The sequence below is a fragment of the Amycolatopsis silviterrae genome, assembly GCF_042684085.1.
Lineage (GTDB): Bacteria > Actinomycetota > Actinomycetes > Mycobacteriales > Pseudonocardiaceae > Amycolatopsis > Amycolatopsis silviterrae.
In genome coordinates, this window is record NZ_JBHUKS010000030.1 from 105,653 (window position 1) to 131,396 (window position 25,744).

At 70.9% G+C, this 25,744-nt stretch carries 24 protein-coding genes; 13 read left to right on the plus strand and 11 right to left on the minus strand.

Features of this window, described 5'->3' with window-relative positions; translation table 11 throughout:
- Positions 1-91: 91 nt before the first annotated feature.
- From ACFSVL_RS37690 to ACFSVL_RS37700, 3 genes are all read right to left on the minus strand, one after another.
- A complete protein-coding gene (locus tag ACFSVL_RS37690; RefSeq protein ID WP_378311460.1) occupies positions 92-1,687 on the minus strand; it encodes an FUSC family protein in 1,596 nt (531 codons plus the stop codon).
- Between the two features lie 445 nt (positions 1,688-2,132).
- Positions 2,133-4,295 carry a tetratricopeptide repeat protein gene (locus ACFSVL_RS37695; RefSeq protein ID WP_378311461.1) on the minus strand — a complete coding sequence of 721 codons (2,163 nt, stop codon included), beginning with the start codon at positions 4,293-4,295 and terminating at the stop codon, positions 2,133-2,135.
- 62 nt (positions 4,296-4,357) lie between these two features.
- Positions 4,358-4,501, minus strand: coding sequence for a hypothetical protein (locus tag ACFSVL_RS37700; protein WP_378311463.1), 144 nt, complete (start codon positions 4,499-4,501; stop codon positions 4,358-4,360).
- Between the two features lie 534 nt (positions 4,502-5,035).
- Here ACFSVL_RS37700 and ACFSVL_RS37705 point away from each other — a divergent pair.
- From ACFSVL_RS37705 to ACFSVL_RS37715, 3 genes are all read left to right on the plus strand, one after another.
- Positions 5,036-5,995: a hypothetical protein gene (locus ACFSVL_RS37705; RefSeq protein ID WP_378311465.1), complete on the plus strand. Its 960-nt coding sequence runs from the start codon at positions 5,036-5,038 to the stop codon at positions 5,993-5,995.
- A gap of 24 nt (positions 5,996-6,019) precedes the next feature.
- Entirely contained in the window at positions 6,020-6,142 is a 123-nt protein-coding gene (locus tag ACFSVL_RS37710; protein ID WP_378311467.1) for a hypothetical protein, read from the plus strand.
- A 130-nt stretch (positions 6,143-6,272) separates the two neighbouring features.
- On the plus strand, positions 6,273-6,923 hold the full coding sequence (locus ACFSVL_RS37715; RefSeq protein ID WP_378311468.1) for a sigma-70 family RNA polymerase sigma factor: 651 nt from the start codon (positions 6,273-6,275) through the stop codon (positions 6,921-6,923).
- A gap of 124 nt (positions 6,924-7,047) precedes the next feature.
- Here the strand turns inward: ACFSVL_RS37715 and ACFSVL_RS37720 are convergent, their stop codons facing one another.
- Positions 7,048-7,464 carry an STAS domain-containing protein gene (locus ACFSVL_RS37720; RefSeq protein WP_378311470.1) on the minus strand — a complete coding sequence of 139 codons (417 nt, stop codon included), beginning with the start codon at positions 7,462-7,464 and terminating at the stop codon, positions 7,048-7,050.
- Positions 7,465-7,721: 257 nt separating this feature from the next.
- On the opposite strand from ACFSVL_RS37720, the gene ACFSVL_RS37725 reads away from it, so the two are divergent.
- Positions 7,722-8,429 (plus strand): S1 family peptidase, encoded by a 708-nt coding sequence (locus ACFSVL_RS37725; RefSeq protein WP_378311471.1) that lies wholly within the window; start codon positions 7,722-7,724, stop codon positions 8,427-8,429.
- 48 nt (positions 8,430-8,477) lie between these two features.
- Here the strand turns inward: ACFSVL_RS37725 and ACFSVL_RS37730 are convergent, their stop codons facing one another.
- From ACFSVL_RS37730 to ACFSVL_RS37740, 3 genes are read right to left on the minus strand one after another with little or no spacing between them, the layout of a single operon-like run.
- Positions 8,478-11,678 carry an ATP-binding protein gene (locus ACFSVL_RS37730; protein WP_378311473.1) on the minus strand — a complete coding sequence of 1,067 codons (3,201 nt, stop codon included), beginning with the start codon at positions 11,676-11,678 and terminating at the stop codon, positions 8,478-8,480.
- The gene (locus ACFSVL_RS37735; protein WP_378311475.1) at positions 11,675-13,978 is read right to left on the minus strand and encodes a KGGVGR-motif variant AAA ATPase; all 2,304 of its coding nucleotides are present in this window, start codon (positions 13,976-13,978) and stop codon (positions 11,675-11,677) included. The genes ACFSVL_RS37730 and ACFSVL_RS37735 overlap by 4 nt, the downstream gene beginning before the upstream one ends.
- A gap of 4 nt (positions 13,979-13,982) precedes the next feature.
- On the minus strand, positions 13,983-14,558 hold the full coding sequence (locus tag ACFSVL_RS37740; RefSeq protein WP_378311477.1) for a TIR domain-containing protein: 576 nt from the start codon (positions 14,556-14,558) through the stop codon (positions 13,983-13,985).
- A gap of 192 nt (positions 14,559-14,750) precedes the next feature.
- Between ACFSVL_RS37740 and ACFSVL_RS37745 the strand changes: the two genes are divergently transcribed.
- Positions 14,751-15,716 carry an SEFIR domain-containing protein gene (locus ACFSVL_RS37745; RefSeq protein ID WP_378311479.1) on the plus strand — a complete coding sequence of 322 codons (966 nt, stop codon included), beginning with the start codon at positions 14,751-14,753 and terminating at the stop codon, positions 15,714-15,716.
- Between the two features lie 505 nt (positions 15,717-16,221).
- Here the strand turns inward: ACFSVL_RS37745 and ACFSVL_RS37750 are convergent.
- Together ACFSVL_RS37750 and ACFSVL_RS37755 are read right to left on the minus strand one after the other, a co-directional pair.
- Entirely contained in the window at positions 16,222-17,127 is a 906-nt protein-coding gene (locus ACFSVL_RS37750; protein WP_378311480.1) for a serine hydrolase, read from the minus strand.
- A gap of 4 nt (positions 17,128-17,131) precedes the next feature.
- On the minus strand, positions 17,132-18,016 hold the full coding sequence (locus ACFSVL_RS37755; protein ID WP_449224404.1) for a LysR family transcriptional regulator: 885 nt from the start codon (positions 18,014-18,016) through the stop codon (positions 17,132-17,134).
- A gap of 104 nt (positions 18,017-18,120) precedes the next feature.
- On the opposite strand from ACFSVL_RS37755, the gene bla reads away from it, so the two are divergent.
- From bla to ACFSVL_RS37790, 7 genes are all read left to right on the plus strand, one after another.
- The gene (gene bla, locus ACFSVL_RS37760) at positions 18,121-19,008 is read left to right on the plus strand and encodes a class A beta-lactamase (protein ID WP_378311483.1); all 888 of its coding nucleotides are present in this window, start codon (positions 18,121-18,123) and stop codon (positions 19,006-19,008) included.
- Positions 19,005-19,526 (plus strand): D-alanyl-D-alanine carboxypeptidase family protein, encoded by a 522-nt coding sequence (locus ACFSVL_RS37765; protein ID WP_378311485.1) that lies wholly within the window; start codon positions 19,005-19,007, stop codon positions 19,524-19,526. Before bla ends, ACFSVL_RS37765 begins: the two co-directional genes overlap by 4 nt.
- A 128-nt stretch (positions 19,527-19,654) precedes the next feature.
- Positions 19,655-20,386, plus strand: coding sequence for a hypothetical protein (locus tag ACFSVL_RS37770; protein ID WP_378311487.1), 732 nt, complete (start codon positions 19,655-19,657; stop codon positions 20,384-20,386).
- 154 nt (positions 20,387-20,540) lie between these two features.
- A complete protein-coding gene (locus ACFSVL_RS37775; RefSeq protein WP_378311489.1) occupies positions 20,541-21,254 on the plus strand; it encodes a hypothetical protein in 714 nt (237 codons plus the stop codon).
- Positions 21,255-21,294: 40 nt separating this feature from the next.
- A complete protein-coding gene (locus ACFSVL_RS37780; protein WP_378311490.1) occupies positions 21,295-22,020 on the plus strand; it encodes a maleate cis-trans isomerase family protein in 726 nt (241 codons plus the stop codon).
- A 53-nt stretch (positions 22,021-22,073) separates the two neighbouring features.
- The gene (locus tag ACFSVL_RS37785; RefSeq protein WP_378311492.1) at positions 22,074-22,436 is read left to right on the plus strand and encodes a VOC family protein; all 363 of its coding nucleotides are present in this window, start codon (positions 22,074-22,076) and stop codon (positions 22,434-22,436) included.
- A 32-nt stretch (positions 22,437-22,468) separates the two neighbouring features.
- Positions 22,469-22,924 (plus strand): MarR family winged helix-turn-helix transcriptional regulator, encoded by a 456-nt coding sequence (locus tag ACFSVL_RS37790; protein WP_378311494.1) that lies wholly within the window; start codon positions 22,469-22,471, stop codon positions 22,922-22,924.
- Here ACFSVL_RS37790 and ACFSVL_RS37795 read toward each other — a convergent pair whose 3' ends face one another.
- Positions 22,925-23,542: a hypothetical protein gene (locus ACFSVL_RS37795; RefSeq protein ID WP_378311496.1), complete on the minus strand. Its 618-nt coding sequence runs from the start codon at positions 23,540-23,542 to the stop codon at positions 22,925-22,927.
- A 118-nt stretch (positions 23,543-23,660) separates the two neighbouring features.
- On the opposite strand from ACFSVL_RS37795, the gene lexA reads away from it, so the two are divergent.
- On the plus strand, positions 23,661-24,314 hold the full coding sequence (lexA, locus tag ACFSVL_RS37800; RefSeq protein ID WP_378311498.1) for a transcriptional repressor LexA: 654 nt from the start codon (positions 23,661-23,663) through the stop codon (positions 24,312-24,314).
- A gap of 59 nt (positions 24,315-24,373) precedes the next feature.
- Here lexA and ACFSVL_RS37805 read toward each other — a convergent pair whose 3' ends face one another.
- A complete protein-coding gene (locus ACFSVL_RS37805; protein ID WP_378311500.1) occupies positions 24,374-25,642 on the minus strand; it encodes a Bcr/CflA family multidrug efflux MFS transporter in 1,269 nt (422 codons plus the stop codon).
- Positions 25,643-25,744: the final 102 nt, after the last annotated feature.

Below are 25,744 nucleotides of genomic sequence, written 5' to 3' on the forward strand. Positions count from 1 at the left end.
CCGGGCATCACACGGCATCGCCGTCGGAGGCAGTCGTGGCACCTGACCAGCCATCCGCGCGCCGCAGGGCGGGCCAGCAACCCTCCCGGTCTCACCGGCCGAACGCGCGCTCCCACCGTCCGACGTCCCGCACTCCGCCGTCCGGGGCGGACCAGCAGGCCTGGAGCAGGTCGTAACCGTCGTGGACCAGTGCCGCGTGATCGGGCCAGCGCCCGGCGGTCCAGCCGGGTTCGTTGTGCGCCGAGTCCACTCCGGCCCGGGTCGCTCCCTCCAATTCGAACTGGAGGTCCCGGCGCGCGGCCGGGCGTGGCACCGGAGCCCCGGCCAGCACCGCACGGGCTGCCGCGCGGACGCGGGATCCGGTCCAGTCCAGCGTCTTCCGGTGCGCCCGCGGCAGCACCGCGTACTGCACGACCACCGCCACCGCGACACCGATCGCCGTCTGGGCGAAGCGGTCCGCCACCGCGGGCCACACCGGGCCCGGCAGGCTCGCCACTCCGGCGGCCAGCAGCGCGAGCGGCGTGATGACCACGACCGCCACGGCGTAGTTCCGCGGCACCACCAGTTCCACACAAAACTGCAGCACCGCCAGGATCAAGATCAGCACGATCCCGGACGGCGCGGCCATCATCACCAGCCCGAAGAGCACCAGCCCGGCGGCAGTCCCGACAAACCGGTGCAGCGCACGCACATTCGCCCGCCGCCGGTCCAAGCCTTGCTGCAGCACCACGAGCGCGCTCAGGACCGCCCAATGCGGACGTCCGAACCCGACCGCCACCGCCAGCTCCCCCGCGATTACGCACCCCGCCCCGACGCGCAACGCCGTCAACGCGGCATGCGAGCGCAACGGAACCGCGCGCCGCAGCCGGTAGCCGATGCTCGGTCGCGGCAACGGCAGTTTCCCTGGCGGCAGCTCGACGGACTCGCCGGGCGAGGCGTCCGCGAACCGCCGGTGCGCGGCGAGCAGCTTCGCCACCAGGTCCGGTTGAGTGCCCCGGCGTGGATGTCCCGCGTCGTGCAACGCAGTCCACGCCGCGGACACCGCAGCGCCAGCGGCGTGCCGGGCCTCCGCCGTTTTCCGCTCCGCCGAGACAAAGACGTCGACCGCCCGCACCGCACGTTCGACGGCGGTCCGTTCCGGTTTGGCCCGATCAGCCAGTACCCCGGCCATCGACACCACCACCGACGACCCGACCCCCGCCGCCGCGCACCCCAGCACGACCCACGGCCGCGCACCCGCCTCGACGGCAGCCTGCGCACCCGCGCAAACGAGCGCGAAGAACAACGGCCCCGGCGGCCCGAGCCGCAACGCGTCGACGACGTACGTCGCCAGCACCGCGACCGCCGAAACCACCAAAACGGACACCGGCCCAGGCGGAACGACCATCCCCACCGAAGCACCCAGTGCGGCAGCCGCGAGCAACCCGGCACCAGCAGTCGCGACAACACCCGCGCGAACCCGGTACGGCCGCCCCTCGCCGTACAAGACCGCGAACGTCCCCAGCGTGACGAACAACGCCGAGGCCGACGCCCCCGCCAGCACCAGCGCGATCCCCGGAACCGCCACCGCCGCCGCGGCCCGCAGCCCCGCCGACCACCGCCGCCCGACCGGCGGGAGGGCGAACATCAGCGCCCGGAACCCCGCCACGCGAGGCAACTGCTCAATCGGCTCGGGCGACGATCCCATCCGCCCATCCCAGCACGCCCCCGCCCGCCCCGAAAGCCCGGCCACAACGGGCAGAGACGGCGGGCACACTCCGGGGCGAGGCGGGCCTGGCTTCCGGCGGCGGGGTTCTTGCCCAGCGGCCAACACCCCGGACAGGCCAGACGCACCCAGCTTCCGACGACGGGGCTCTTACCCGGCAGCCAACACCCCGGACAGGCCAGACGCACCCAGCTTCCGACGACGGGGCTCTTACCCGGCAGCCAACACCCCGGACAGGCCAGACGCACCCAGCTTCCGACGACGGGATTCTTACCCAGCGACCAGCACCCCAGATGCGCCCTGCCTCCAGCGACGGGATTCCTGCCAGCGGGACAAGTCGGCAGGAGGACATCAGCGAGCTGTGGAATCACCTGCGCGCGTCCGGAAGAGGCGAATCTCGACAGGCCCTTCGGCCGAGCCGGAGTCCTCAGTGGAACTCGGCGCGCGCGGCTGCCTCTCCGACGGTCACCGGGTCAAGCTCAGCATGCGCGGCATCAGCGCGTTCCCATTGCCCGGCAGCATCCGAAGCACTCCCCCGCGCCGCAGCGACATTCCCCAGCCCCAGGTAAGCGCGAGCCGCCTCGTGCGTGCTTCCGCGAGCCTCCGCACGAGCCGCCGCTTCCCGGTACGCCGACGATGCATCGACATACTCCCCAGCGCGGAATTTCGCCCAACCGAGACAATTCAGGCCCATCACGACGTCCAGTTCCAACTCCAGGTCCTCGAACACCTCCAAGGTTTCCTCCACCAGACGGGCGGCTTCGGCGGGGCGGCCCAGTGCGGTCAGGACCAGTGCGACGCCTCGCCGAGTGATGGCGCGGCTGCGGCGGTTGCCGGTCAGGTCGTAGAAGTCCGCGGCGGAACGCAAGTCCCGCAAGGCTTGTTCGTGGTTGCCTCGGTAGTGCTCGGCCCAGGCGGCATGGGCCAGCGCGGTCGCTTCGCCGTGGCGGTCGCCTATTTCCCGGTACTCCCGCAGGGCTTGGCGATAGCACTGGGAAGCCGCGTCCAGGTCGCCGCGGTCGACGTAGGCGATTCCCAGGTTCGCGGTGGTCGTGGCGGCGGCCCAGCGGTTGCCGGTGGCTTCGGCGGCGGCGCGCGCCCAGCGGTGGGTCGCGATCCACGGGTCCCACAGTTTGGTCAGGTAGAAGAAACCGCGCAGGAAGAACGCCAGTTGCCAGCATCGCTCCGACTCGCCGGCCCGGCGGCAGAGCGCGACCAGGTTCGGCCATTCCGCGCGGAACCAGGCGATCGCGGCGTCCTGGTCCGGGAACTCCACCTCGGGCAGGCCCGGCGGGTACGTGACTTCCGGCCGGTATCGCGGGCCGCTGATCGCGCGGTCGGCTCGTTCCGCCGTCGCTGCGGAAAAGTCCGCGAGGCGGCCGAAGGCATCGTTGTCAGCGGCCCCGGAGGCGGCGAAAACCCTTACCAGATCATGGAAACCGAACCGGCCCAGTTCCGGCTGGGTGAGCAGGTACGCCTGGTGCAGCCGGTCGAGCAGGCGTTCCGCCGAGAGGGCGTCCAGGGAACCTAGAGCTTGCGCGGCGGTGACGTCGAAGTCCGGGCCGGGGTGCAGGGCCAGCAGGCTGAACAGCCGTGCCTCCGGCTCGCCCAGCTGGCGGACGGACAAGCGGAACGCGGCGGCCAGGCTTCGTTCGCCGTCGTCGAGTTCGCCCAGGCGCCGGGTTTCGTCGGCCAGGCGGCGTTCCAGTTCCGCGACATCCCATGCCGGGTGCGCGCGCAGGCGGGCGGCGGCGATCCGGATCGCCAGCGGGAGGCGGCCGCAGCGGTCGGCGATCCGCCGCGCGGCGTCGGGCGGTGCGCTGGTCACCGCGGCGACGAGCGCGGCCGCCGAATCCGACGGGAGGACGCCCAGCGAGACGTGCCTCGCCTCGTCCAGCGCGGGCAGCCGGGAGCGGCTGGTGACCACGACGCGGCATTTCGGTTCGGCGGGCAGCAGCGGGCGCACCTGCCCGGTGCTGCCCGCGTTGTCCAGCACCAGCAGGAAACTCCGGCCGCGCAGGCAGGTCCGGAACAGCGCGGCGCGGTCGTCGGGATCGGCCGGGATCCGCTCGGCGGGCACCTCCAGGATCCGGAGCAGCCGGTCGTGCGCGTCGGCGGGCGTGACCGGTTCGTCGGAGGTGCCGCGCAGGTCCAGGAAGAGGCAGCCGTCGGCGAAGGACGCTTCGAGCCGGTACGCGCACCGCACCGCCAGCGCGGTCTTGCCCGCTCCGCCCATCCCCGAAATCACGCAGACGCCGCCGTCGGATTCGAGGATCTCGCGCACCGCCCGGGATTCCTCGTCGCGGCCGGTGAAGTCGGCGGTCACCGGAGGGAGGCCGGACGGGCGGGTGTCCGGCCGGGTCCGGCGTTTGCCGGTTTCCGCGGGAATCAGCGAAGTAAGGACGCCAGGAGTGTGGAATTCTGCTTCGCATAGGGCCGCGAGTGTGGAATTCGGGGCAGCGAAACCGGTTTCGACCTTGCTCAGGTAGCCCTTGCTGTAGTGCACCCGGCCGGCCAGTTCGGTGAGCGACAGCCCGGCCGAAGTGCGCAGCCTCCGCAATTCCGCCCCGAAAGTCGCGCGCGCGGTCATCCGCCTCCACCTTCTTCTCGCTCCCAGTATGACGGTCCGGCAGGCGCCGGAGCGCGGTTCGGTCACGGCGCGGTCCGCGCCGGAACCGGCGGCACGACCGCCCCGGGCCCGCCGGGATGGCCGAGCGCGAGGCCGGACACGAGTGCGATCCCGGCGAGCCACAACGCGGCCCGCACCAGCAGAGAAAACGAACAGACGACCTTCACGGCAGCTCCTTCGGCGGATTTCCGCCCGCCCGATCGGCGGCTTGTCCCGAGAATGCGGGAGCCCCCGCCCGCCGGGGAAGGAGTTTCCCGTTTCCGCCTTAAACAGGTGAACGGGAAACCGGAGGCCGGATTGCGCGTGCGCGCCCCGCCGCCGGGAAAGGCATTCGGCGAACGGGACGGTCCGCATCGTAGCCCCGGCCGCCGGGCAGCACGGCTTACGAGATCGCAAGCTGCCCGAACGGGATCGGCTGACCGCCTGCCAGCAGCGCGGACGGGACGTGCGCCCCTCGCGTCCCATCCGCCCCGCCCGCATCCGGAGACCCCGGCGCGCGGCAATAGATCAGTCACCCGCCGTTTCGGGAAGGCGCCATCCGAGCGAATTTCCGGCGCGGATAAACCGGGGCCCGCCAGCCGTATGCGGGAATGGGAAATCATTACGGTCACAGTCCGTGCGCCGCCGCCGGGCGAGGCTGGACATCGGCGGCCGCATTGCGGAACAGTGGCTGCGGGCGGGGAGACGCGAGGGAGGAACGGGTGGAACCGAACGCGGCGGACTTGGTCGCGGAATTGAAAGTTCTCCGGAAGGGGCGCGGCGTATTCACCACTCCGCTCGGGATTCGGGTCGGCCCGGTCCTGCGCGAGGTGTGCGGGATTCCCGATCACGCGGAAAACGTGGAGATCCGCGACCGGCTCGCGCACGTGCTGGAACCGCTGGCCAAGACGCTCCCGGACGATCTCCGGATCGCCGTGCTCGCCGCGTTCGCGATGCACGAGCCTGCGCGCAAGCCGTTCTACCAGGAGCGGGTGCACTGGGCCGCGCGCGAGCTGGACCGCGACGACCGCACGATCCGGCGGCGCATCGACGAGGGCATCCAGCACGTCGCGCAGCTCGCGCTGGCCGCGCCGCGCGAGGGCGGCGGGCGGCCCGCGCCGGACGGCAGCTGGCACACCGAGCTGCTGCGCGTCTTCCTTGCGCTGGACCAGGATCGGCCCGAGGTGTTCGAGTTCCGGCGGATCGTCGCCGACGCCGACGAGGTCGCCGAACTGGACCTCGCGCTCACCCTCACCACCACGTCCGCGACCTCCGGGCCGGTGCGGGAAAGCGATCTGGAGGTCGACGTCTTCCACGGCGGCACGCTGGTCCGCCGCGCGATGGAATCGAACGACCGGGTCGGGCTCGCCCTGCAGCTGGCCGATCCGCTGCCGCGCGGGAAAACCCACGACCTCGCGCTGCGGTTCCGCGCGGAATTCCGGCATCCGCACTACGTGTGCGTGCCGCGGCATCCGGTCGACCGGTTCGATCTGCATGTGCGCTTTCCGGCCGCGCCGCCGCCCGAAATCGTGCGGCTGGACCGCGTGTTCCAGGACGACGCACGCGATCCGGGCGCGCGCGGCGACGTGGTGCACCCGGACGGATCGGGCGAGGCGCACCTGCTGTTCGAACATCTCGCGCCCGGTTTCGCCTACGGCATCCGGTGGTGCCCGGCCGGCTGAACCGGCCGGGCCTCCGGTCAGTGCGTGATCATCGCGATTCCCCTTCCCGATCGGGACGAACTCTCCGACCGCACCGGGATCGCCGCCGCGGCGCGCCGCGCTACCGGCGGGCCGGACCTGTCCAAGATCTGTCCAGGTCCGCGCTGAACTCGTTGCCGCGCAACGGACAGAAGCTGGACAAGACCCGCGCCCGCGCAACATTCGCGCGCGGGCCCCCGATTCCCGGAGCAAGCGGGCGAGGACCGCCGCGGCCGCCCGTACGAAAGGAACGACCCCTATGCCCACCGCCACCGTGCCCGAGCCGGTCGAAGGCTATGTCCCGCTGGCCGCGCTGCCGCGCCCGTCCGGGCTGCCGCAGCAGCTGGAAACCGTCGTCCGCGCGGCCCGCGACGGCGTCCCCGGTGCGGCCCCGGAACTGCTGGCGCTGCTGAAACCGGTGATCGCGCGCTACTGCCGGGCCCGCATCGGCGGCCGCGACCTGTCGTACCTGTCGGCCGACGACGTCGCGCAGGAAGTGTGCATCGCGGTCCTGCAGGCGGTGCCGGGCTACGAGGACCGCGGCGGATCGTTCCTGCACCTGGTGCGGGCGATCGCGGCGAACAAGGTAGCCGACGCGTTCCGCGCGGTGTCGCGCGACCGTTCGCGGCCGGTGCCCGACGTCCCGGAGAACCCGGATCTCGGCGACGGCCCGGAATCGCACACGATGACCGCCGACCTCGGCGCGTCGCTGGGCAGGCTGCTGGCCGGGATGCCGAAGCTGCAGCAGGAAATCCTGACGCTGCGGGTGGTCGTCGGCCTGACGTCGGCCGAAACGGCGAAGGCGCTGGGGATCTCGCCGGGCAACGTCCGGGTGACGCAATGCCGCGCGCTGGCGAAACTGCGGGACTCGATCAAGGAGCAGGGACTCGCCGAAGCGCTGCTCGCGTGAACTGGTCACCTCCGGGCACTGGTCCGGACCACCGGCGGAAAAATCCGGGAAGTTCACCCGCTCGGGCCACGCCGCCGGAGCCCGGCAGGCCCGGGCGGGCCGGAAAGCCCGGACCGGACCCGGCTCAGCCCGCGTCGAGACGCCGGCGCATCCGGCGCAGGAACGCGATCCGGTCGGTCTCCACGCGGACCGCCGTGCGGTCGGGATAGATGTCGAACACCCCGGTCATCCCGGTCTCGGCGAGCCGGCGGCCCGCCGCGCCGGAGGGGTGCGCGAGCAGCCGCAGCACCACGCCCTCGGCGGCCGCGCGGTCCTGCGCGGCCCGCAGCACGTGGACGCCCGCGTCGCTCAGCTCGGTCAGCCCGGTCAGGTCCAGCACCAGCGCCATCGGGCGCTTGGCCAGCGCGAACGTCACCGCGCGCACCACCACCAGCGCGGTGCCGGCGTCGAGTTCGCCCGCCAGCAGCAGCGTGAGCACGTCGAGGTCGTCGTAGCGGTACGACGACCTCAGCCGTGCCGATCCCTGTGAGCCGGCTTCCATCCGCGTGCTGCGCTCCCTGTCCCAGGCGGGGCCCGTCGCTCCCGCACGTCCACCCGACACCATTCTGGACCTCCGGGCACGGTGACCGCGCGCACAGTCCCCGTCCGCGCACCTCCGGCGGGGACTGCTCCGCCTGTCCTACGACGAAAGTCGGGAACTCTGCGGGCCCGACCTTCGGCGGGTTCCGTCATTTACCGACATTCACGACGGTGGGTCAGTACCTGACAGCTCCCCGTACCCACCGGAGATGATCACCAGTGCGAATCGCGCGTACCGCCGCAGTCCTGTCCGGCCTGGCCTTCGCCGCCGCAGTCGCGGCCGCCCCGGCCTCCGCCGCCCCCGCCCAGCCCGCCATCATCGACGGCAGCAACGCCGACTCCCTGCACGCCGCCGCCCGGATGTTCGCCGGGGGCCAGGAACTCTGCTCCGCCACGATCGTCGCGCCGGATTGGATCCTCACCGCCCGGCACTGCACCCAGGGCGCGGGCGGCAAGCAGATCACCTTCCACATCGGGAGCCTCGACCAGACCCAGGGCACCGAGGTCTCCGCGACGTCGGTGCACGACTCCCCCGACGCCGACATCTCGCTGGTCCAGATCGACCAGAAGGTGGAGACCGAGTACGCGCCGCTCGGCACCGCGAGCGACGTCAACGTCGGCGACACGGTCCAGGTCTACGGCTGGGGCGCGACCTGCACCGACCAGCCCGAGATCAACTGCCAGTCGCAGCAGCTGAAGGTGGCGAACGTCCAGGTCACCTCGGTCGACTGCCCGGACGGCGCGGCCGGCGTGTCGGTGTGCGCCAACCGCGGCGACGGCATCACCGCCGGCGGCGACTCCGGCGGCCCGATGTACGCGAACGGCAAGCAGGTCGGCGTCGCCTCGACCAGCGACCGCCAGTCCTACACCGCTTACATCAACGTCACCCAGTACCGCGACTGGATCCAGTCCGTCGCGGGCGTCTGATCCGCAGCGGCCCGGGTCCGGACGGATCCCCGGGCCCGGGCCGCTGTTTCACCCCTCCCCTCTTCCCTCCCCGTTCCTGGCCCGCGCGAGCACCTCCTCGATCCGCAGCGGGCTCGCCGGGTGGTGGCTCAGGCACAGCGGCGCCGACACCCGCCGGAACCCGAACGCCTCCCCGGACACGTAGAACTGGGCCCGCTCCAGTCGCGCGATGTCCGCGACCTGGCTGCCTTTCGCCCGCGCCATCTCGTTCGCCGCGGCGATCTGCGCCGGGCTGTTGAGCCGCCCGAAGAACTGCGTCGTCGCGTTGCCGGAGATCTGGTTGTGCAGGCCTTTCGGCGCCTGCGTCGCGAACAGCAGCCCGAGCCCGTACTTCCGGGCCTGCGCGGCCAGCACGATCGTGCTGCGCGTGCTCGCGGTGAGCGGCCCGGACGCCGCGAGCGTCTGCGCCTCGTCCATGACGAACAGCCCGCCCAGCGGCCGGTCCCCCGCCGGATTCCGCTTGATCCACGCGAACAGCTCCATCTGCAGCTGGTTCACGAAACTCTGCCGCTGAGACTCGGACGGCAGCCCGGCGAAGCTGATCACTGAGATCCGCGCGCGTTTGCCGTCCGCCGGGGTGAGCAGCAGCGCCGGATCGACCGGGGTGGCGGCCCCGGCGAACAGCGGATCGTTCACCATCGCCGCCTTGAGCAGCTCGGCGACCTCGGCCGCGATTTTCCTTCCGCCGTTGAGATCCGTGACGCCCTCGGGCAGATCGGCGAGGACCCGGATCAGCTCGGGCAGGCTCCGCGACCCGGTGCGCGCGTGGTGCACGATCGTCTGCCGCAGCACCGCGAGGCCGATGTCCGCCTTCGCGGTGCTGCCGGTGAGCCGGGCCTGCGGCGCGAGCGCGGCCACCGCCACCTCGACCGCCGCGGCGAACTCGTCCTCGTCGTCGAGCACCCCGGCGAAATCCGGCAGCGGCTCGAACCCGAGCGGCCGTCCGGCGGCGCGGCCCGGCGTCCACACGACGACGTCGGTGCCCTCCAGATACCGCTCCGCGAGCCGCGCGTCCTCCGGCCCCCACCCGCTCGGCGGGCTCGGCCACGCGTCGCCGAGGCGGGCGAGGTCGTTGTTCGGGTCCAGCACGATCGACGACACGCCGAGCAGCGCGCATTCCTCGACGATCCGGCGCAGGAGCACGGTTTTCCCCGACCCGGATCCGGCGAAGACCGCGGCGTGCTTGCGCAGGGCGGACAGTTCGATCCGGACCGGAGCGCCGGAGCCGGTTTCCGTGCCGAGGGTGAGGGCGGCCTCGGGCGGGGGGTGGGTTCCGTCGGAGCGGGGGGCCTGCGCGGTGCCGTTGCGGGCGGAACGCTGCGTTTGCGCTGGTATGGAGGTGGGTTGGGGGAAGAGGGGCGGCTGGGTCGGCGAGTGCTGGACTGGGGGCGCCGGGTTGCCGGGGCGTTCCGCGGTGTCGGGCAGGACACCGGAGAGCAGCTGGGAGCGCCGGGCCGGACGGCGGTCGATGAGCCATTCGTGGACGTCCGGGCCACCCTTGACGAACATCTCGTCCAGCGCCCAGAACGTGCGGACGTCCGCTTCGGACATTTTGCGCCGTTTCCCGCCGGCCGCTTCGAAGGCCCGCAGTTCGGCCTGGGTCTGCTTGCCTTTGGACCATGACGAGTTCCTGATCACAACGAGGTGCCGGTTGTCCGCTCCCCGTCGCTGTCCGGCTGCCGAACGAGCCTTGCGGAACCGGTTCAGCACCGCGACAGCATGATTTGCGGCTATCGCACGAAACGCCCAGTGCTCCTCAAGGTCCGAAGTCTCGTCGAGCGTATGGGTGAGCCAGGCATGCAACTCGCCGTCGCTGCCGCGGGTGTCCCACTCCATCTCGTCGTCGCCGACCTCAGTGATCCAACCGCGCAATGCGGCCGAGAGCAGCCGGGGCATCACCTCGTCCTCGACCTTGTGGTCGAGCAGCGCTGACGGATCCGCCTCGGCACGGAGTTGCTCGAACCACGCATCGAGTTCAGCGAAACGATCAAGCTTCGGATGGGAACGCGCAGGCAGCGTCGTCGGCGTGTCCGGATCGAAGGTGGTCATTTCCACCACTCGCTCGGCTCGGACGCACGCCTCGATGTGCGCACCGACTCGCTTCAGCATCTCCCGTGGGGTGCATTCTTCCCACGGGCCGTCGAATGCCGAGGCGGCCACCGGCCAGGTCGCGTGCGGAGGAGTGAAATCCATCGCCGCGTAGGCGACCCCGAGACGCCGTTCCACCAGGCGCCGACCCACCTCGCCGTCCAGGACCCGTCCGAGCGTGCGCGTTTCCTCGAACCGGTCGGGCACGGTGTCGGCAGCCTTCTCCTTGACCAGCTCCCACGTCGAAGGCAGGCACGCGAGCACGGTCACCGTCCGGCGGGTGATATCCCGCAGTCCCATGAGCCCGTCGGCGATCTGGGCGACAACCAGGTCGGTTGCCCCCGGCCGCCCGCTTTCCCGCGCCAGCTTCTCCGAGCTGGCGATCAACGTGTCGAACTGATCGACGCTGATCACCAGCGGCCCGGTCAGCGCGAGCAACCGCGTGAGGTCGTGCACTTGCGCCGACGAGGACTTGGGCTTCCTCCCGATGCCCCACTTGCGACGGGCACCGGACTTCGTTTCCTCGTTCCGGCTGAGATACTCGTTGCCGACCTCATTGTGAGTCGCATCGTCCGATGCGTACAGCACCAGCGCGCGGGCCGTGTCCGCACATTCGATCGCGACCTGCCGGTCCAGTTTTCGGAGTCCGGTCAGGAACGCTTCGAGATGCGATCGGCTCAATCCCCGGCCGCTCAACAGCGCCGCAGTGCTTTCCCACGGCACGTCGCTGCGCTCGCACACCCGCCGTACAAAGCTGCGCACCTGTGGTTCCCCAGAACCGTCCAAACGCGACAGACCATGGCGCAACGCGTCGGCCGCATCTTCCCAAAACGCGTCAGCGGCAGTGAGGTTGTCCAGGAAGAAGTAGCCGCCTGCCTGATGCGCGGCCCGCCGGACCATGCCGAGCAGATGCGTCTTGCCGACGCCCTTCATCCCCTGCATCGCGAGGCCAATCGGGCTCGGTCCGTCACTCGCAGCCGCATGACGGATCCTGGCGTCGATCGCGGCCATCACGTCGGCGTGCAGGCCGTCGACATGGTAAGGCGAATCCCGCCAAACGTGGTCGGGCGCGTCGACCCAGTCGAAGCGCAAGGTCGCCAGAACAGCGAGGTGTTCGATCATGACGCCTCGATGGAGAGCAGATGATTGTCCTCACCGCCAATGCGCACGGCCGCATCCCGGTCTGCAGGGGTGAGAGCCTTGCGATTGGACTCGGGCACCAAGTGCGCCTGCCCCGTACGACTCAACTGCTTGAGCACTGCGTCTACCTCAGTGCTCGCAGCATCGCCGAGCAATGGCCGGAGGTCAGCAAGACCGACCCAGCCGCGGGGCGAGCGGGCGAGTTTCCGGTACGCCGTGCGGATCGCTTCCTCCAGGTCCGCCACCGGCGGCGCGTCGGCCCCGGAGAACACCTCTTTGAGGGAGACGTTGTGCAGGCGCAGGTACTCGAAGAACCGGTTGAGCGCCAGGTAAGCCACCACGGTCAGCGTGCTGCGCACCGGTTTCGGCGGGGTCAGCGAGGCGAGTTCCTCCTCGCACCAGACCCAGCCGTCGTCGGTCAGCCGGTGCACGAACGCGCGGCCGGATTTCCTGCTGCTGACGTACTTTTCGTTGAGCTTGAGCCGATCCCTCCCGTCGAGCGCGAAACCCGCTCTCTCGCGCAGCTGCGGGTTCGACATCTCCTGGCCGTGCACCATCAGCGCCATCATCGCCGCGGACTGCTTGTGGCTCAGTCGTTCGTGCATCCGCCGTCCTTTCTCACCGGGCGTCCCGGCCGCGGGCGCGGCCGGGCGTGGGGATTTCGCGGGCGCGGCTAGCCGCCGGTCACCCGCACGTCGAGCACCCGCCGGGCCCAGTCCAGGACCTTCTGGACCCGTTGCGGCGGCGGGATCGCGCCGTCGTCGTCCCGGCGCGGGCGCAGCAGCACCGCCAGATCCGCGCCGAGTTCCTGCGCCCGCACGCTGTCCCCGGCGCCGACTGCGGCGGGCATTTCGCCGGCGAGGTCGTCGACGAGGTCCCACAGCCCCGGCCGGAGCCGCGCGTGCACCGCTTGCCGCAGCAGGGAAACGAGGTCGGCCTGGCCGGTGTCGACCAGCGACCGGCCTGCTCCGATCTCGTCGGCGAGGCCGCGCGCGACTTTTCGCCGGGCCGTTCACCGAGCTGAGCCGCAGATGCCGCAGATTGCCGAGGTACCCGGACAGCTCGCGCGGGTCGGTCCCTTCGGTGAGCACCGGGATCAGCCTGCGGTCCTGGCCGAGCGTGCGGTGCAGGAACAGCTCGACCTCCGCCAGCTGCCACCGGCTCGCCTTGCCGTCGATCACCAGGCACAGGTGCCGGGCGTCGGTCTCCGCGCGGCCGAGCCAGGACCGGTCGCCCGACAGCGACCGGCCGACCCGGATGCCGAGCTTTTCCAGCTCCGCCACCACGTTCTTGGCGACGTCGAGACTCGAGCGGGGCATGCTGACCTGGATGTCGTAGGCGAAGTTCTGCGTCTTGGTGCGGACCGCCGCCACGTAGGCGTCGCGGTTTTCGGCCAGCAGCTCGGTCCGGTCGAAGGAATGCGCGATCACCGCGGCGACTGTTTCGAGGGCGAACCCGATTTGGTCCGCGCCCGGGCTTTTCTCCTGCAGCACCGGCAACTGCTCGCCGAAAGTCCAGTACGACACGTACGGCAGCGTGAGGTGCCGGGCCATCACCGCGGGCGGGACCTCCTGGTCCAGCCAGCTGTCGAACAGGCTCCGCGTCTCGTCGAGGCAGATTTCCCGCCAGTTCTCCGAGCGGTCGTACTCCTCGCGCGTGTCGAACCGCGAAAGCACTGGCAGCACTGGCAACTGAGGCCGGTCGTACGGCAGGGCATTCCGCGCGACGTTCGCCCGGTGCGCGACGTCGACTGCGCCGCGCAGGCTCTGCATGTTCGCGGTGTAGAGGACGACCAGCCGGTCGGGCAGGTGCGCGGTGCAGATGCCGCCGACGTCGGAGATCCCGGTGCGGCTGTCGAGCAGGACGTAGTCGTAGTCCGAGGTCCACGTCTCGCGGCAGCGTTCGAGGTACTCGCCGAACTCGTCGTCGTACAAACTCTCCCAGTCGATTCCCTGTACCTGTCCCGGATAATCAGGGCTGTCGGAGCCCGCCGGAAGGAAATCCAGTGCGCCGGGCACGGTGTCCAGATCGACCGGGAGGACGTGCCGGTTCGGTTGGACGGAGCCCGTCCGGAAGTCGGTCACGAGGTCGACGACCCCGCCCTTCGGCGCCCGGTTCAGCCGCGGGCGGAAGTACTCGCGCAGGCCCGGCGCTTCGAGGTCCCAGTCGACGCACAGCACGCGATGCCCCCAGCGGGCCAGCAGCACCGCGACGTTGGCCAGCGTGAAGCTCCGGCCCACCCCGCCTTTGTAGGAGTAGAACGTGATCACGGTCCCGGCCATCGCGTCAGAGCCTCGGGAAACGGGACGCGGGCGGGACGTCCGGCCGGGGAGTGAGCACCGGCCAGTCCGCGCGCCACACCGGCGCGTCGCTGAGCAGTTCCTCGATCTCGGCCGCGATGCGGTTCATCCGGTCGTGGAAACCGATGTATTTCGGCGAGGCCTGGAATTGCTCGTACGGATGATTCCATTCGGTCAGATTCTCCCACCGGCGCTCGTGCGCGTACGGCGGGAAATTCTTCGAATCGCAGTAGATCACCGGGTAGATCAGGGTGGCCGGGCGGTCCCCGCAGGCCAGTTCCTCGCGGCGTTCCATCGAGGCCCACTCGGCGAGGCACCATTCGTTGTAGAAGTACTTCGGGGAGCACACCGGGACCAGGATCCTGGTGTGCCGCAAGGCGGAGCGCACCTCGTCCGGCCAGCGCCCGCCGACCCGGACCGAGCCGTCGAAGAACACCTTGACCTCCCGGTCGAGGTTGCCGTCGAGCAGTTCCCGCAGCAGGGGCTGGAAATGGTTGCGCACCCATCGGGCGATCGGATCGGCGGTCCGCAGATAACTGATGAAAACGTCGTAGTGATACACCTGGGCAGCGCTCCCCGTCGAATTCCGCGGCCGTGGCTGTGCTCGACTCGACCACCGACGATACCTTCGGCCCCGGCGCGGACAAGGGACAGATTCTGGACACTTTGTGGCCGAAAACCCGCGGCCGCCGGTCGCGCCGGGGGCCGGAGCCGAAACTGGACCGGTCGCTGCCGCCGGAATCCGAGGAGACCGATGTCCGCCCCCGCCGCACCGCGGATCTTCATCAGCTACGCCCACGACACCGCCGCGCATTACCAGCGGGTCGGGGCCTTCGCCAGCTTCCTGCGCGCCCGGATCGGGCTCGACGTCCGGCTGGACCAGTGGGACGACTCCGCCCGACTCGACTGGTCGGACTGGGCGATCCGGAACATCCTCGCCGCCGATTTCGTCCTGGTGATCGCCTCCCCGGACTACAAACGGCGCGCGAACGGCGAGGCGCCCTTCGACGAGGGCCGCGGTTCCCAGTTCGAGGCGCGGATCATGCGCGACGCGCTCACCCGCGACCTGCACGGGGAGACCCGCCGCATCCTGCCGGTGATCCTGCCCGGAGGCGCCGTCGAGGACATCCCGTCGTTCCTGACCCCGTATTGCACCACGCACTACCGGATTCCGGAATTCACCGACGACGGCGTCGCCGGGCTGATCTCCGCGATCACCGGCCGCAGCCAGCACGAGCGCCCGGTGCGCGGGATCTGGCGCGGCGCACCGGATTCCGCGGCCGGGCCGACGCTGGCCACCGAATTGCCGTGGCGCGACAAGAGCGCGGACATCACGGCGGGCTCAGCGCGGATCGACGGGATCAGCTACGAGCACAGCGTCGTTTTCCGCACCGCCGGGCCGACCTCCGGCTCGTGGGCGTTCGCGGAAATCGACCTCGGCGGCAGATACGCGCATTTCACCGCGGTCGCCGGAATTCTCGACGACGCCGAGGACGCGGCATTCCAGACCGGGCTGTTCTGCGTCCGGCTCGACGGGGAAATCCGCCATCTCGACCATTCCGCGTTCGGCAGCCCTCGGCACACCGAACTCGACGTCACCGGCGTCCGGCGGCTGCGGCTGGAGATCTGCCGCCCGGCGGCGGGCGTCTCCCCGGCGGGCCCGGCCGCCCGCACGACCCGGCCGGCCGCCCTCGCCTGGGGCACTCCGACCCTTCGCTGAGCAGCCCCGAGCAGGCCCGCGCGGGGTTTTCGAAGGGCCGTGAAGGGAACCCTGAGGGAATCAGAGTCCGTGAGGGTTCCCCTCACGGACGACGAAACCCGCGACGGCCGGCCCCGTAGGGCTGGGCTGACCAGCGCGACCGCGTCCGCAGCCTCGCCCGCGCTTCCGGGCATTGGTTCCGAGTCCCTCGGGGTTCTTTCACGGACGTCCGCGGCAGCAGTGTTTCCTGCTTTCGAGGAAACAGGAAACCCCTTGTCCGCCCTCGTTCCCGGATCGCATTCTTGGTGCACGCCGCCCGCCGCGGGCGGATCGCCGAGAATCACGGAAGTCCCGGAAACCGCGAATAGCACGGCTTTCGCGGCGGGGATTTTCCGTGCCCGGATCCGGGAGGGAGGTGCGCGAAAATGCAGACGCACGGAATTGTTCTCATCCTCACGCTGCTGGGCCTCGTCTGACGAGGGAACCGGCCGGGTCCGCCGCGAGGGGGCGGACCCGGCCGGGCCGCTCAGCCGCGCGCCCGCAGGTGGTCCCGCAGCGTCCGGGCGACCCGGGCCATCAGGATCTCCGCCTCCGGCTGGACCGCCGCCGGCACGCGGGATTCGGTGAGCGCGGCGACCGCGAAACTCTGGCCGTCGGAGTGCTCCACCACCCCGATCTCGTGCCGCAGGTTCAGCAAGGTCCCGGTTTTCGAGGACCATTTGGCGGAATCGGACGCGAAATCCGGGGCCAGCCGTTGGCGCAGCAGGTTTTCGCCCATCAGTTCGCGTACCCGCGCGGACACGTCCGGGTCGATCTTCGACGGCGTCCACAACGCGGTCAGCAGGTCGGCGAACGCGCGCGCCGAACCCGAACTCGCCCGCGAAACGTCCAGCTGCCGCACCGGATGTCCCTGTCCCTCGGTGACCGCGCCGATCGCCAGCGAGTGCGCGAGATGCACGTCGGCCGCGGCGAATCGTTCCACCGGCGTATCGCTCAGCTCCCGCACCGAATGCCGCACCGAAATGCCGGTGATCCCCCAGTCGCGCACCGTTCGCGTGACCTCCGCGGGCGAGGTGAGCGCGAACAGCTCGTCGGCCGCGGCGCTGTCGCTGATCGCCGAAGCCAAGTACATCAGATCGGCGACCGCCACGCGCGCCGGATGCCGGAAGCGCGAGAGCCCGGTCGGCCCGGCGGTGTCGATGCGGTCGGGTGCGATCTCGACCTGCCGCGCGCCGTCCAGTTCGCCGCGCCGGATCCGGTCCTCGATCACCGCCACGAGCGGGACCTTGACCAGCGACGCGGTCGCGAACTCCAGGTCGGGCTCGATCCCGATCTCGCGGCCGGACCCGAGATCGCGGACGAGGAACGAGCCGCGCAGCCCGCCTTCGTCCAGTTCGTCCCGCAGCCGCGCCAGCAGCGCCTCAGTGTTCACGGCGTCAGTCTGCCCCAACGCTCGCGCCGAGACAGCGGGCGATCGCGGCGCGCAGCGGCGTCCGTACCCGGTCGACGTCGTCGCCGAGCCCGGCCGCCACGTCGTACCCGCGCGCGAGCCGGACATCGCCCACCGGCCGCCACGCCAGCCCCAGCTCCCGTGCCTGATCCGCCGAGCACAGCAGCAAATCCGCCGAACCGAAGACGCTCGCCGCGGCCGTCGTCAGCGTTCCGGCGACCTCGACCTGCGCGGGCAGCAGCCCGGCCGCGTCGCGCGCGCGGAACACGCGGTCGCGGACGTGCGGCACGTCGTCCTCCGGCTGCACCCACACCCGCCGCCGCGCGCCCGCCGACCGGCCCGCGCGCAGGGTTTCCAGGTACCGCACCGGTTCGCCGGGCTCGGCCTCGCTCGCCAGCCCCAGCGGCACCGTCCACTCCCCGTCCTCCGGCGGCACCGCGACGAGCGCGGCCCGCACCTCCTGCGTCCGCACCAGCTCGGCCCGTTCAGCGGGCCCGGCGACGCGGAATTCGAGGAACACCTCGACGGTCCGGGCCTGCGCCTCGAGTTCGGCGAGATCGCGGGTGGTGGACGTGTCCGGGACCGCCAGCCGCAGCGGCCGCCGGCGCGCGCGCTCGGCGTCGTGCTCCATCGCCTCGGCGAGCCGGACCAGGCGTTGCGCGGACGGCAGCAGGTCCCGGCCGAACGGCGTGAGCCGCGCCCGCCGCGTCGACCGGTCGAACAGCCGCTCCCCCAGGTGCCGTTCGAGCGCGGCGATGCGGCGGCTCGCCACCGGCTGCGGGATCCGCGCGACCGCCGCGCCGCCGGTGAAACTCCCCGCTTCGGTCACGCTCACGAACGCCTTGCAGCAGCCGACCAAGTCCACGACCAGAGCTTATGCCAGATTCGCATCATCTCGCACAGAAGTGTCTTGGACCGCATGAACCGGCGCGGGCACGCTGCTGGGGAGTTGATCGACTTCGGAGGGAGAACCCCGTGTTCCGCAGGCTGACCCTGGCCGCGTTCGCATTGGTCGCGCTAGCCTCATGTGCCACACCAGCACCACCGGCCGCCCCGGCGCCGTCCGCCGCTCCGGCCGCCGCCAAGACAGTCGTCCAGCCGGATTTCGCCGCGCTGGAAAAGGCTTTCGACGCGCACCTCGGCGTCTACGCGATCGACACCGGCGACGGCCGCGAAGTCGCCTATCACGCCGACGACCGCTTTGCCTACGCTTCCACGCACAAGGTGTTCAACGCGGCAGCCATCCTGCACCGAGGGGATGACCTGGCCCGGACGGTCACGATTCGGCAAAGCGATCTCGTGCCCAATTCCCCGATCACGGAGAAGCACATCGGGGAGCAAATGTCGTTACAGAGCGTCCTCGACGCTGCGCTGCGTTACAGCGACAACACGGCGGATAACCTCATGTTCCGCGAAATCGGCGGTCCGGCCGGGCTGGCCGCCGAGGTGCGCAGGCTGGGGGATACGGTCACCCACGTGGACCGCATCGAGCCCGCTCTCAACGAGACGAGCCCTGGTGACGTCCGGGACACGACCACCCCGCGAGTCTGGGCCAAGGACCTGCGCGCCGTCGCGCTCGACTCGGGACTCCCGGCGGACAAGCAGGCCGTGCTCACGAAGATCATGCGCGCCAACACCACCGGCGCGAACGTGATCCGCGCCGGCGTGCCCGCGGACTGGCCGGTCGCGGACAAGACCGGTTCCGCCGATTACGCCACGCGCAACGACATCGCCGTGCTCTGGCCGCCGCACCGGGCGCCGATCGTGCTCGCCGTGCTGTCCGACCGGGCGGGCAAAGACACGAAGTCCGACGACAAGCTGATCGCGCAGGCCGCCGCCGCGGTCGTGAAGGCGTTGCCGTGACCGGAATCTACCGAGTGGTCACCCACGTGCTCGCGGTGCTTTTCGTGCCGGTCGCGTGGGTGGTCGCGCGGGGCCGGGCACGGCACGTCGCGTGCCAGTGGGCGCTGGGGGCCCGCTACCCGGCCGAAAACCTCGCCGGGCTCACCCCCGGCACGCACGCCGCGTTCACCGCGGCGCGCACCGAAGCCTTGTGGCGGCACGGAATCCTGCTCGGCCTGACGTCCGGGCACCGCGATGCCGCGACGCAGGCCGACTTGTTCCGCAAAGAGGTGCTGCGCGCCGGTTCGCACGAACTCGCCCTGCAGCTCACGTTGCCGCCCGCGCAATCGCAGCACGTGCAAGGCGTCGCGCTCGACGTGCGCCCCTACGAAGGCGCGCAGTGGCTCGAAGTCCACGGCGGACGATTCGGCCTGTACCGCGTGTACGACAACGAATGGTGGCACTTCGAGTACCACCCCGGCGGCCGTCCGCAGCGGCTGCCGCACCCTGGCTACACCGCCACCCGCGCCGCCAGCTAGTCCACAGTGGACCGCGCCGCGGGTCACGGATGCGTGACGGAAACCGAAGCGCCGTAACGGGCACCCGGACCAGGCGATAAGCGGATGTGCTCAGGGGTGGTCCTGGGCCTGTCCCGAACGGAAATCGCATGATTCGCCCGGTTTCGCCTCGTTTTCTTCTGCGCTACGGCACTCTCGCGGCCGCTGCCGCGCTCGTGTCCACCTCCTGCTCCGGCTCCGGCGACACCGCCGCCCCGCCGCCCGCCGCGGCCAGTCCGGCCGCGAGTTCCTCGGCCGCTGGCCCGCTCGACCCCGCGGCCGTCAAGGCCGCGATGAAGAAGTCGACCGCGGTCCACGTCAAGGGCACGAACAGCGACGGCGGCGGGATGAAGCTCGACCTGCAGCTCAACCGGGACAGCGTGAGCGGTTCGATCGAGAAGGACGGCGTCGTGGTGCCGGTGCTGCGCGTCGGCGACAAGGTCTGGATGAGGTTCAGCGAATCTCTCACGAAACAGGCCGGGCTGCCCGCCGCGGCCGCCGCGATGGTGAACGACAAGTGGGTGTCGCTCGACTCCAAGCTCGGCCAGGGTCTCGGCGAGGCGTTCAAGCTGTTCCTCGACTTCGACGTCTTCGTCAGCGGCATGGCCAGCGAAACCGACAAGCCCGGCTTGACGACGGGTCAGCCCGCCGACGTGGCGGGTGCCCCGGCGCTGCGGTACCAGAACGACGGTACGACGGTCTTCGTCGAGGCCGTCGAACCGCACCGCCTGCTGCGGATGGAGTCCCCGAAGGAAGGCACGATGGAGTTCACCGGCTGGGACAAGCCGGTCCCCGCCCAGGCCCCGCCCGCCGCGGAGATCTACTCCGGCCCCGGCTCCTGACCGGGCGGCCTCGCGTTCCCGTGCCGCTCGGGAACGCGAGGCTGTTCGTCCACTGTGGACCACAGCCGTAACGAACCGCCGGGCCGCGCGATAAGCGGATGCGCCCGGCGGTGGTCCCGGGCCTGTCCCGAACGGAAATCGCATGATTCGCCCGGTGTCTCGCTGTCTCCTCCTCGCGGCCGCTGCCGCGCTCGTGTGCACCTCCTGCTCCGGCTCCGGCGAAAACGCCGCCCAGTCTCTGGTCAGCGCGGCCGCGAGTTCGCCTGCCAAGCCGTTCGACGCGCCGCCCGATGCCGCGACGGTCGGCGAAACCGCCGCGAGCCAGTTGAAGATGTCGGTCGCCCTCCATGTCAAGGGCGGGGACAGCCGGAAGACCAAGCTCGATCTGCAGCTCAACCACGACAGTGCGGGCGGCACGATCGAGTCGGACGGCCTGGCGATGCAGCTGCTGCGCGTCGGCGACAAGATCTGGGTGAAGTACAACAAGGGGATGGCCGACGCGGCCAGGCTGTCCGCCAAGGACTTCGCGGCGGTGGACGGCAAGTGGGTGCCGATGGACTCCCCGATGGCCGGGATTTTCCGCGAAGCGCTCACCCGCGCCCTTGACCTCGACTTCTTCGTCGGCAGCGTAGCCGACGACCTCGACCGGCCCGGCTACTCCGAGGGCGAACCCGTCGACCTGGCGAGCGCTCCGGCGGTGCGGTACCGGAACGGCAGCAGGACGATCTACCTCCAGCGCATCGGTTCGTCCTACGAGCTGGTGCGGTACGAGTCCCCGAAACAAGGCACGCTGGACTTCAGCGGGGACGGCCCCCACCCGTTCAAGGCCCCGGCCGCCGAGGAGATCTACTCCGGCCCCGGCTCCTGAAGTTCTGCCGGGCGGGCGGACGAGTGCGACACTGCCCGGGATGATCGGTCTGCTGTATCCCACGCGCGAGTGCGCCGAAGACGACTTCACCGCACTGGCCGGCTGCCTCGACGCCCGGCCGGGAGTGGAATTCGCCTACGTGCCCTGGGCACGGGACGTCGTCGAGCGGGAAACCGTCCAGACCGCCGTGCGCGAGCTGAGCGAACCGGACCGGCTGGTCGCGACGGCGGCGAAGTTCACGACGTCCCCGCGAGTGGTCAGCTGGGCGTGCACGAGCTGCAGTTTCCTCGACGGCGTCGCCGTGGCCAAAACGCAGACCGCCGCACTGACGGACGCGCTGGGCATCCCGGCGAGCAGCACGTCGCTGGCGTTCCTCGCCGCCGCGCACCGGCTCGGCCTCAAGCGGATCTCGCTCGCTTCGGTGTACGCGCCGGAGATCACCGACAAGTTCGCGGCGTTCCTTGCCGAGGAAGACATCGCAACCGTGCACGCCGTGTCGGCTGACGCCGGTTCGGACCGCGACCTGGCCGCCTGGGACAGCGACCGCATCCGTGACCTGGTCCGCGCCGCCGAATCCCCGGACGCCCAAGCCGTCCTCCTCCCCGAAACCGCCCTGCACACCGCGCCGCTGCTCGCCGAACTCGAAAACCTCGCGGGCAAACCGGTGCTTACCGCGACGCAGGTGACGCTGTGGCACTGCCTCACCCTGCTCGGCCGCCCGGCCGCCGGACCAGGGCTCGGCACCCTGCTCGCCCACCCGCATTGACGTCCACTGTGGACGGATGAGTAACCGGGCCGGATCGCGGGTAGCCGCCGGGCATGAGCAGTCACCTGATCGCCGTCACCGTCGACTGCCGGGACGCCGACGCGCTCGCCGAATTCTGGCGGGAGGCGCTGGGCTGCCCGCGGACCGAACGGTGGCAGGACAGCCACGGGCTCGGCTACGTCGAACTGAAGGCGCCGGACCGGCCGGCGCTGCTGTTCCAGCCGGTGCCCGAAGGGAAGACCGTCAAGAACCGGCTGCACCTGGACATCGCGCCGGACACGGTGGAACAGCGCGACGAGGTGTCCCGCCTCGTCACCCTGGGCGCGAGAGTCGTGGAAGATCCGGAAAACGACCACTGGATCGTCCTCAAAGACCCGGAAGACAACGAATTCTGCGTACTCCCCCGGCGGTCCTGACCCGCGTCCGGCCGCGGGCTACGATCTTCGCCGTGCCCGAGTCCCGCGTGCCCGCCCGTCCCGATCTCGGCATGCTCGCCGGGCAGCTGCTGTTCGCGGTGCAGCGGGAACTGTTCACCGCGCTGGCCGCCGAGGGCTTCGGCGACCTCAGCCCCCGGCACGGCGCGGTGCTCGCCTATCTGAGCCCGGACGGCTCGCGCGCGACCGAGCTGTCCCGGCTGTCCGGACGGCGCAAGCAGGTCATCGGCACGATGGTCGACGAACTCGAAACGCTCGGCTACGTCGAACGCCGCCCCGACCCCACCGACCGGCGCGCGAAACTCGTCTGCCCGACCGCCCGCGGGCAGGCCATGATCAGCGCCTCGGCCCGCGTGCTCGCCGCGATCGAGGACCGGCACGCCCGGCGGCTCGGCCGGGGCGAGTACGAGGAGTTCAAGCGCGTGCTGGCCGAGGTCACCGACCAGCAGCGGCACTTCGCCGGGCAGTGATCACCGGCCCGGCCACCCTTGCGGCGGCTGCGGCGGCTGGCCCGGCATCGGCTGCGGCGGATACGGCTGCTGCTGCGGATACGGTTGCTGGGGATACGGCTGTTGCGGATACTGCGGCGGCGTCCCGTACTGCTGCGGATACTGCGGCGGAACCGGGCCCGGCGGCGGATACTGCTGCCCGGGATACTGCTGTCCCATCGGAACCGGTGCCCCGTAAGGCATTCCGTATCCCACGGGCGGAGGCGTCTTCGCGGACACCGCGGGCAGCCACAGCACCACCGCCAGGACCGTCATCACGCCGTACGCGATGCTGTCCCACCAGGAATGAGCAAGGATCACCATGACGAGCGCACAAAGCAGCTGCACCGGCGCACCCCAGAGCAGCATCCGGCCGACCCGCTGCCTCCGCGCGAAAATCATCGCCACGCCGACGAGCACTGCGATCGCCAGCAGCAGGGACACCACAGACAGGTAATCGGAGGCGGTGCCTCTGCCGGTCACGATGTTGCCGACCCACCAGATTGCCCCGGATGCCCCGTAGATCTCCAGCAGCGCGAGCAGCACCGCCACCGCGATGCCGATCCCCGTCGCCTTGGGCCGCTCCAGCGGCTGCGTCATCCCGCTCCCCCTCCGTCACCCTCCGGAGGGAAAAGTCTACCAACCGCATCCACAGTCCACAGTGGAACAACGCCCCCGGCCCCGGCGACCGGCCCGGACGCCCTCTACGATCGGGCCCGTGACCGCCTACGACGACGTCTTCGACGACCTGGACGCTTCGGCCCTGCCCGAGCGGCAGCAGCACATCCTCGCCACCATCCGGGACTGGGTGGGCAGGCACGGGTATTCGCCCAGCACGCGCGAGATCGGCGAAGCGGTCGGGCTGCGGTCGACGTCCTCGGTGTCGAAGCATCTCGCCGCGCTGGAGGACAAGGGTTTCCTGCGCCGCAGCTCCAGCATGTCGCGGCCGATCGACGTGCGCGCGTTCCTCGGCGACGTCCCCGCCCGCGAGAGCGCCGACTCCGTGCCGGTGCCGGTGGTCGGCGACATCGCGGCCGGCACGCCGATCGCCGCGCTGGAGCACGTGGACGACGTGATGCAGCTGCCGCGCGGGCTCACCGGCCGCGGCACCGTCTTCGGGCTGCGCGTGCGCGGCGATTCGATGGTCGACGCGGCGATCTGCGACGGCGACATCGTGGTGGTGAAGCAGCAGCACGAGGCGCATTCGGGCCAGATCGTCGCCGCGATGATCGACGAGGAGGCGACGGTGAAGGTCTACCGCCGCCGCGACGGGCACGTCTACCTCGAGCCCCGCAACCCGGCCTACGACGTGATCGACGGAGACCGGGCCGCGGTGCTCGGCGTGGTCGTCTCGGTGCTCCGCAGCATGTGATCTCGTGAGCGGCGTTGCCGGTGAGAACCGGCAACGCCACTCACGACCCCCAGCAGCCCTCAGTCGACCGCCACCGGCACCCGGGCCTCGGCCAGCCCATCCAGTTCGGCGGATTCGGCCGCCCTGCCCTGCCACGGCCGCGCGATCAGCCACAGCACCAGCCCGGACACCACCAGTCCGCCGAACATCACCGCGGCCATCGCGACCGCGTTGTTGCCCAGCAGGCCGACCACCGGCGAAACCGCCGCGCCGACGCCGAACTGCACCGCACCCAGCAGCGATGCCGCCGTTCCCGCGTTGTCGCCGTGCGCGTCCAGCGCGACCGCGGGCGCGTTCGGCAGGATCAGCCCGGCGAAGAACAGCACCACCCACACCGGCACCGCGACGCCGAACATGCCGCCGAATCCGGTCAGCGCGGTCGCCAGCAGCACCGCGGCCGACACCGCCGCGGCGATGCTCGCCACGAGCAGCACCTGGTGCGGTTCGAACCGGTTCATCAGCCGGGCGTTGACCTGCGTCGCGGCGATCAGCCACACCGCGCTCGCCCCGAACATCAGGCCGAACTGCTGCTGGTCCAGCCCGTACTGCTGCTGGAACACGAACGACCCGCCGCTGACGAACGCGAACAGCCCGGCCATCGCGAACCCGGCCACCAGCACCAGCCCGACGAACGAGCGGTCGGTGAACAGGCTCCGGTAGGACCGCACGGTCGCCCGGACCTTGAACGGCTGCCGCCGCGCGGGCGGCAGGGTCTCCGGCAGCGCCAGCGCCGCCGCGATCCCGCTCGCCAGCCCGATCGCGGCGAGCACCACGAACACCCCGCGCCAGTGCGTCCACGCCAGCAGCGCGCTGCCGAGCGTCGGCGCCAGCACCGGGGAAACGCCCATCACCAGGATGAGCTTGGACAGCAGTTTCGCCGCGGCGCGATCGGTGTAGAGATCGCGCACCACGGCCAGCGCCAGCACCGCGCCCGCGGAGGCGCCGAGCCCCTGCAGCACGCGCGCCGCGCTCAGCAGCTCGACCGTCGGAGCCACCAGGCACAGCAGCGACGCGAGCACGTGGATCGCGCTTCCCGCGACGAGCGGGATCCGGCGCCCCATCGCGTCCGAAAGCGGGCCGGCGATCAGCTGGCCGAGCCCGAGCCCCAGCACCGTTCCGGTCAGGGTCAGCTGGATGGTCGACTCCGTCGTCGACAGTTCGCGGGTGATGTCCGGCAGCGCCGGCAGATACATGTCGATGGACAGCGGCCCCAGTGCCACCAGAACGCCCAGCACGAGCACCAGCTTGAGCTGGCTCCCGGCGTTCGGCGTTTCGCGTGTTTCGTTCACGCCACTCCCCTTCGTAGTGAGCACGCCAGTCACCTACGAAGAAGACGGCCGAGAAATTCCATGCCCCTCGAACAGATCACACCCTGGGAATCCTGCTTGACA

What these genes read in the sequence shown, in the direction of transcription:
- ACFSVL_RS37690 (WP_378311460.1), bottom strand. Translation starts at nt 1,687, where the DNA reads ATGGGATCGTCGCCCGAGCCGATTGAGCAGTTGCCTCGCGTGGCGGGG.
- ACFSVL_RS37695 (WP_378311461.1), bottom strand. Translation starts at nt 4,295, where the DNA reads ATGACCGCGCGCGCGACTTTCGGGGCGGAATTGCGGAGGCTGCGCACT.
- ACFSVL_RS37715 (WP_378311468.1), top strand. Translation starts at nt 6,273, where the DNA reads ATGCCCACCGCCACCGTGCCCGAGCCGGTCGAAGGCTATGTCCCGCTG.
- ACFSVL_RS37720 (WP_378311470.1), bottom strand. Translation starts at nt 7,464, where the DNA reads ATGGAAGCCGGCTCACAGGGATCGGCACGGCTGAGGTCGTCGTACCGC.
- ACFSVL_RS37730 (WP_378311473.1), bottom strand. Translation starts at nt 11,678, where the DNA reads ATGATCGAACACCTCGCTGTTCTGGCGACCTTGCGCTTCGACTGGGTC.
- ACFSVL_RS37735 (WP_378311475.1), bottom strand. Translation starts at nt 13,978, where the DNA reads ATGGCCGGGACCGTGATCACGTTCTACTCCTACAAAGGCGGGGTGGGC.
- ACFSVL_RS37745 (WP_378311479.1), top strand. Translation starts at nt 14,751, where the DNA reads ATGTCCGCCCCCGCCGCACCGCGGATCTTCATCAGCTACGCCCACGAC.
- ACFSVL_RS37770 (WP_378311487.1), top strand. Translation starts at nt 19,655, where the DNA reads ATGATTCGCCCGGTTTCGCCTCGTTTTCTTCTGCGCTACGGCACTCTC.
- ACFSVL_RS37780 (WP_378311490.1), top strand. Translation starts at nt 21,295, where the DNA reads ATGATCGGTCTGCTGTATCCCACGCGCGAGTGCGCCGAAGACGACTTC.
- ACFSVL_RS37785 (WP_378311492.1), top strand. Translation starts at nt 22,074, where the DNA reads ATGAGCAGTCACCTGATCGCCGTCACCGTCGACTGCCGGGACGCCGAC.
- ACFSVL_RS37795 (WP_378311496.1), bottom strand. Translation starts at nt 23,542, where the DNA reads ATGACGCAGCCGCTGGAGCGGCCCAAGGCGACGGGGATCGGCATCGCG.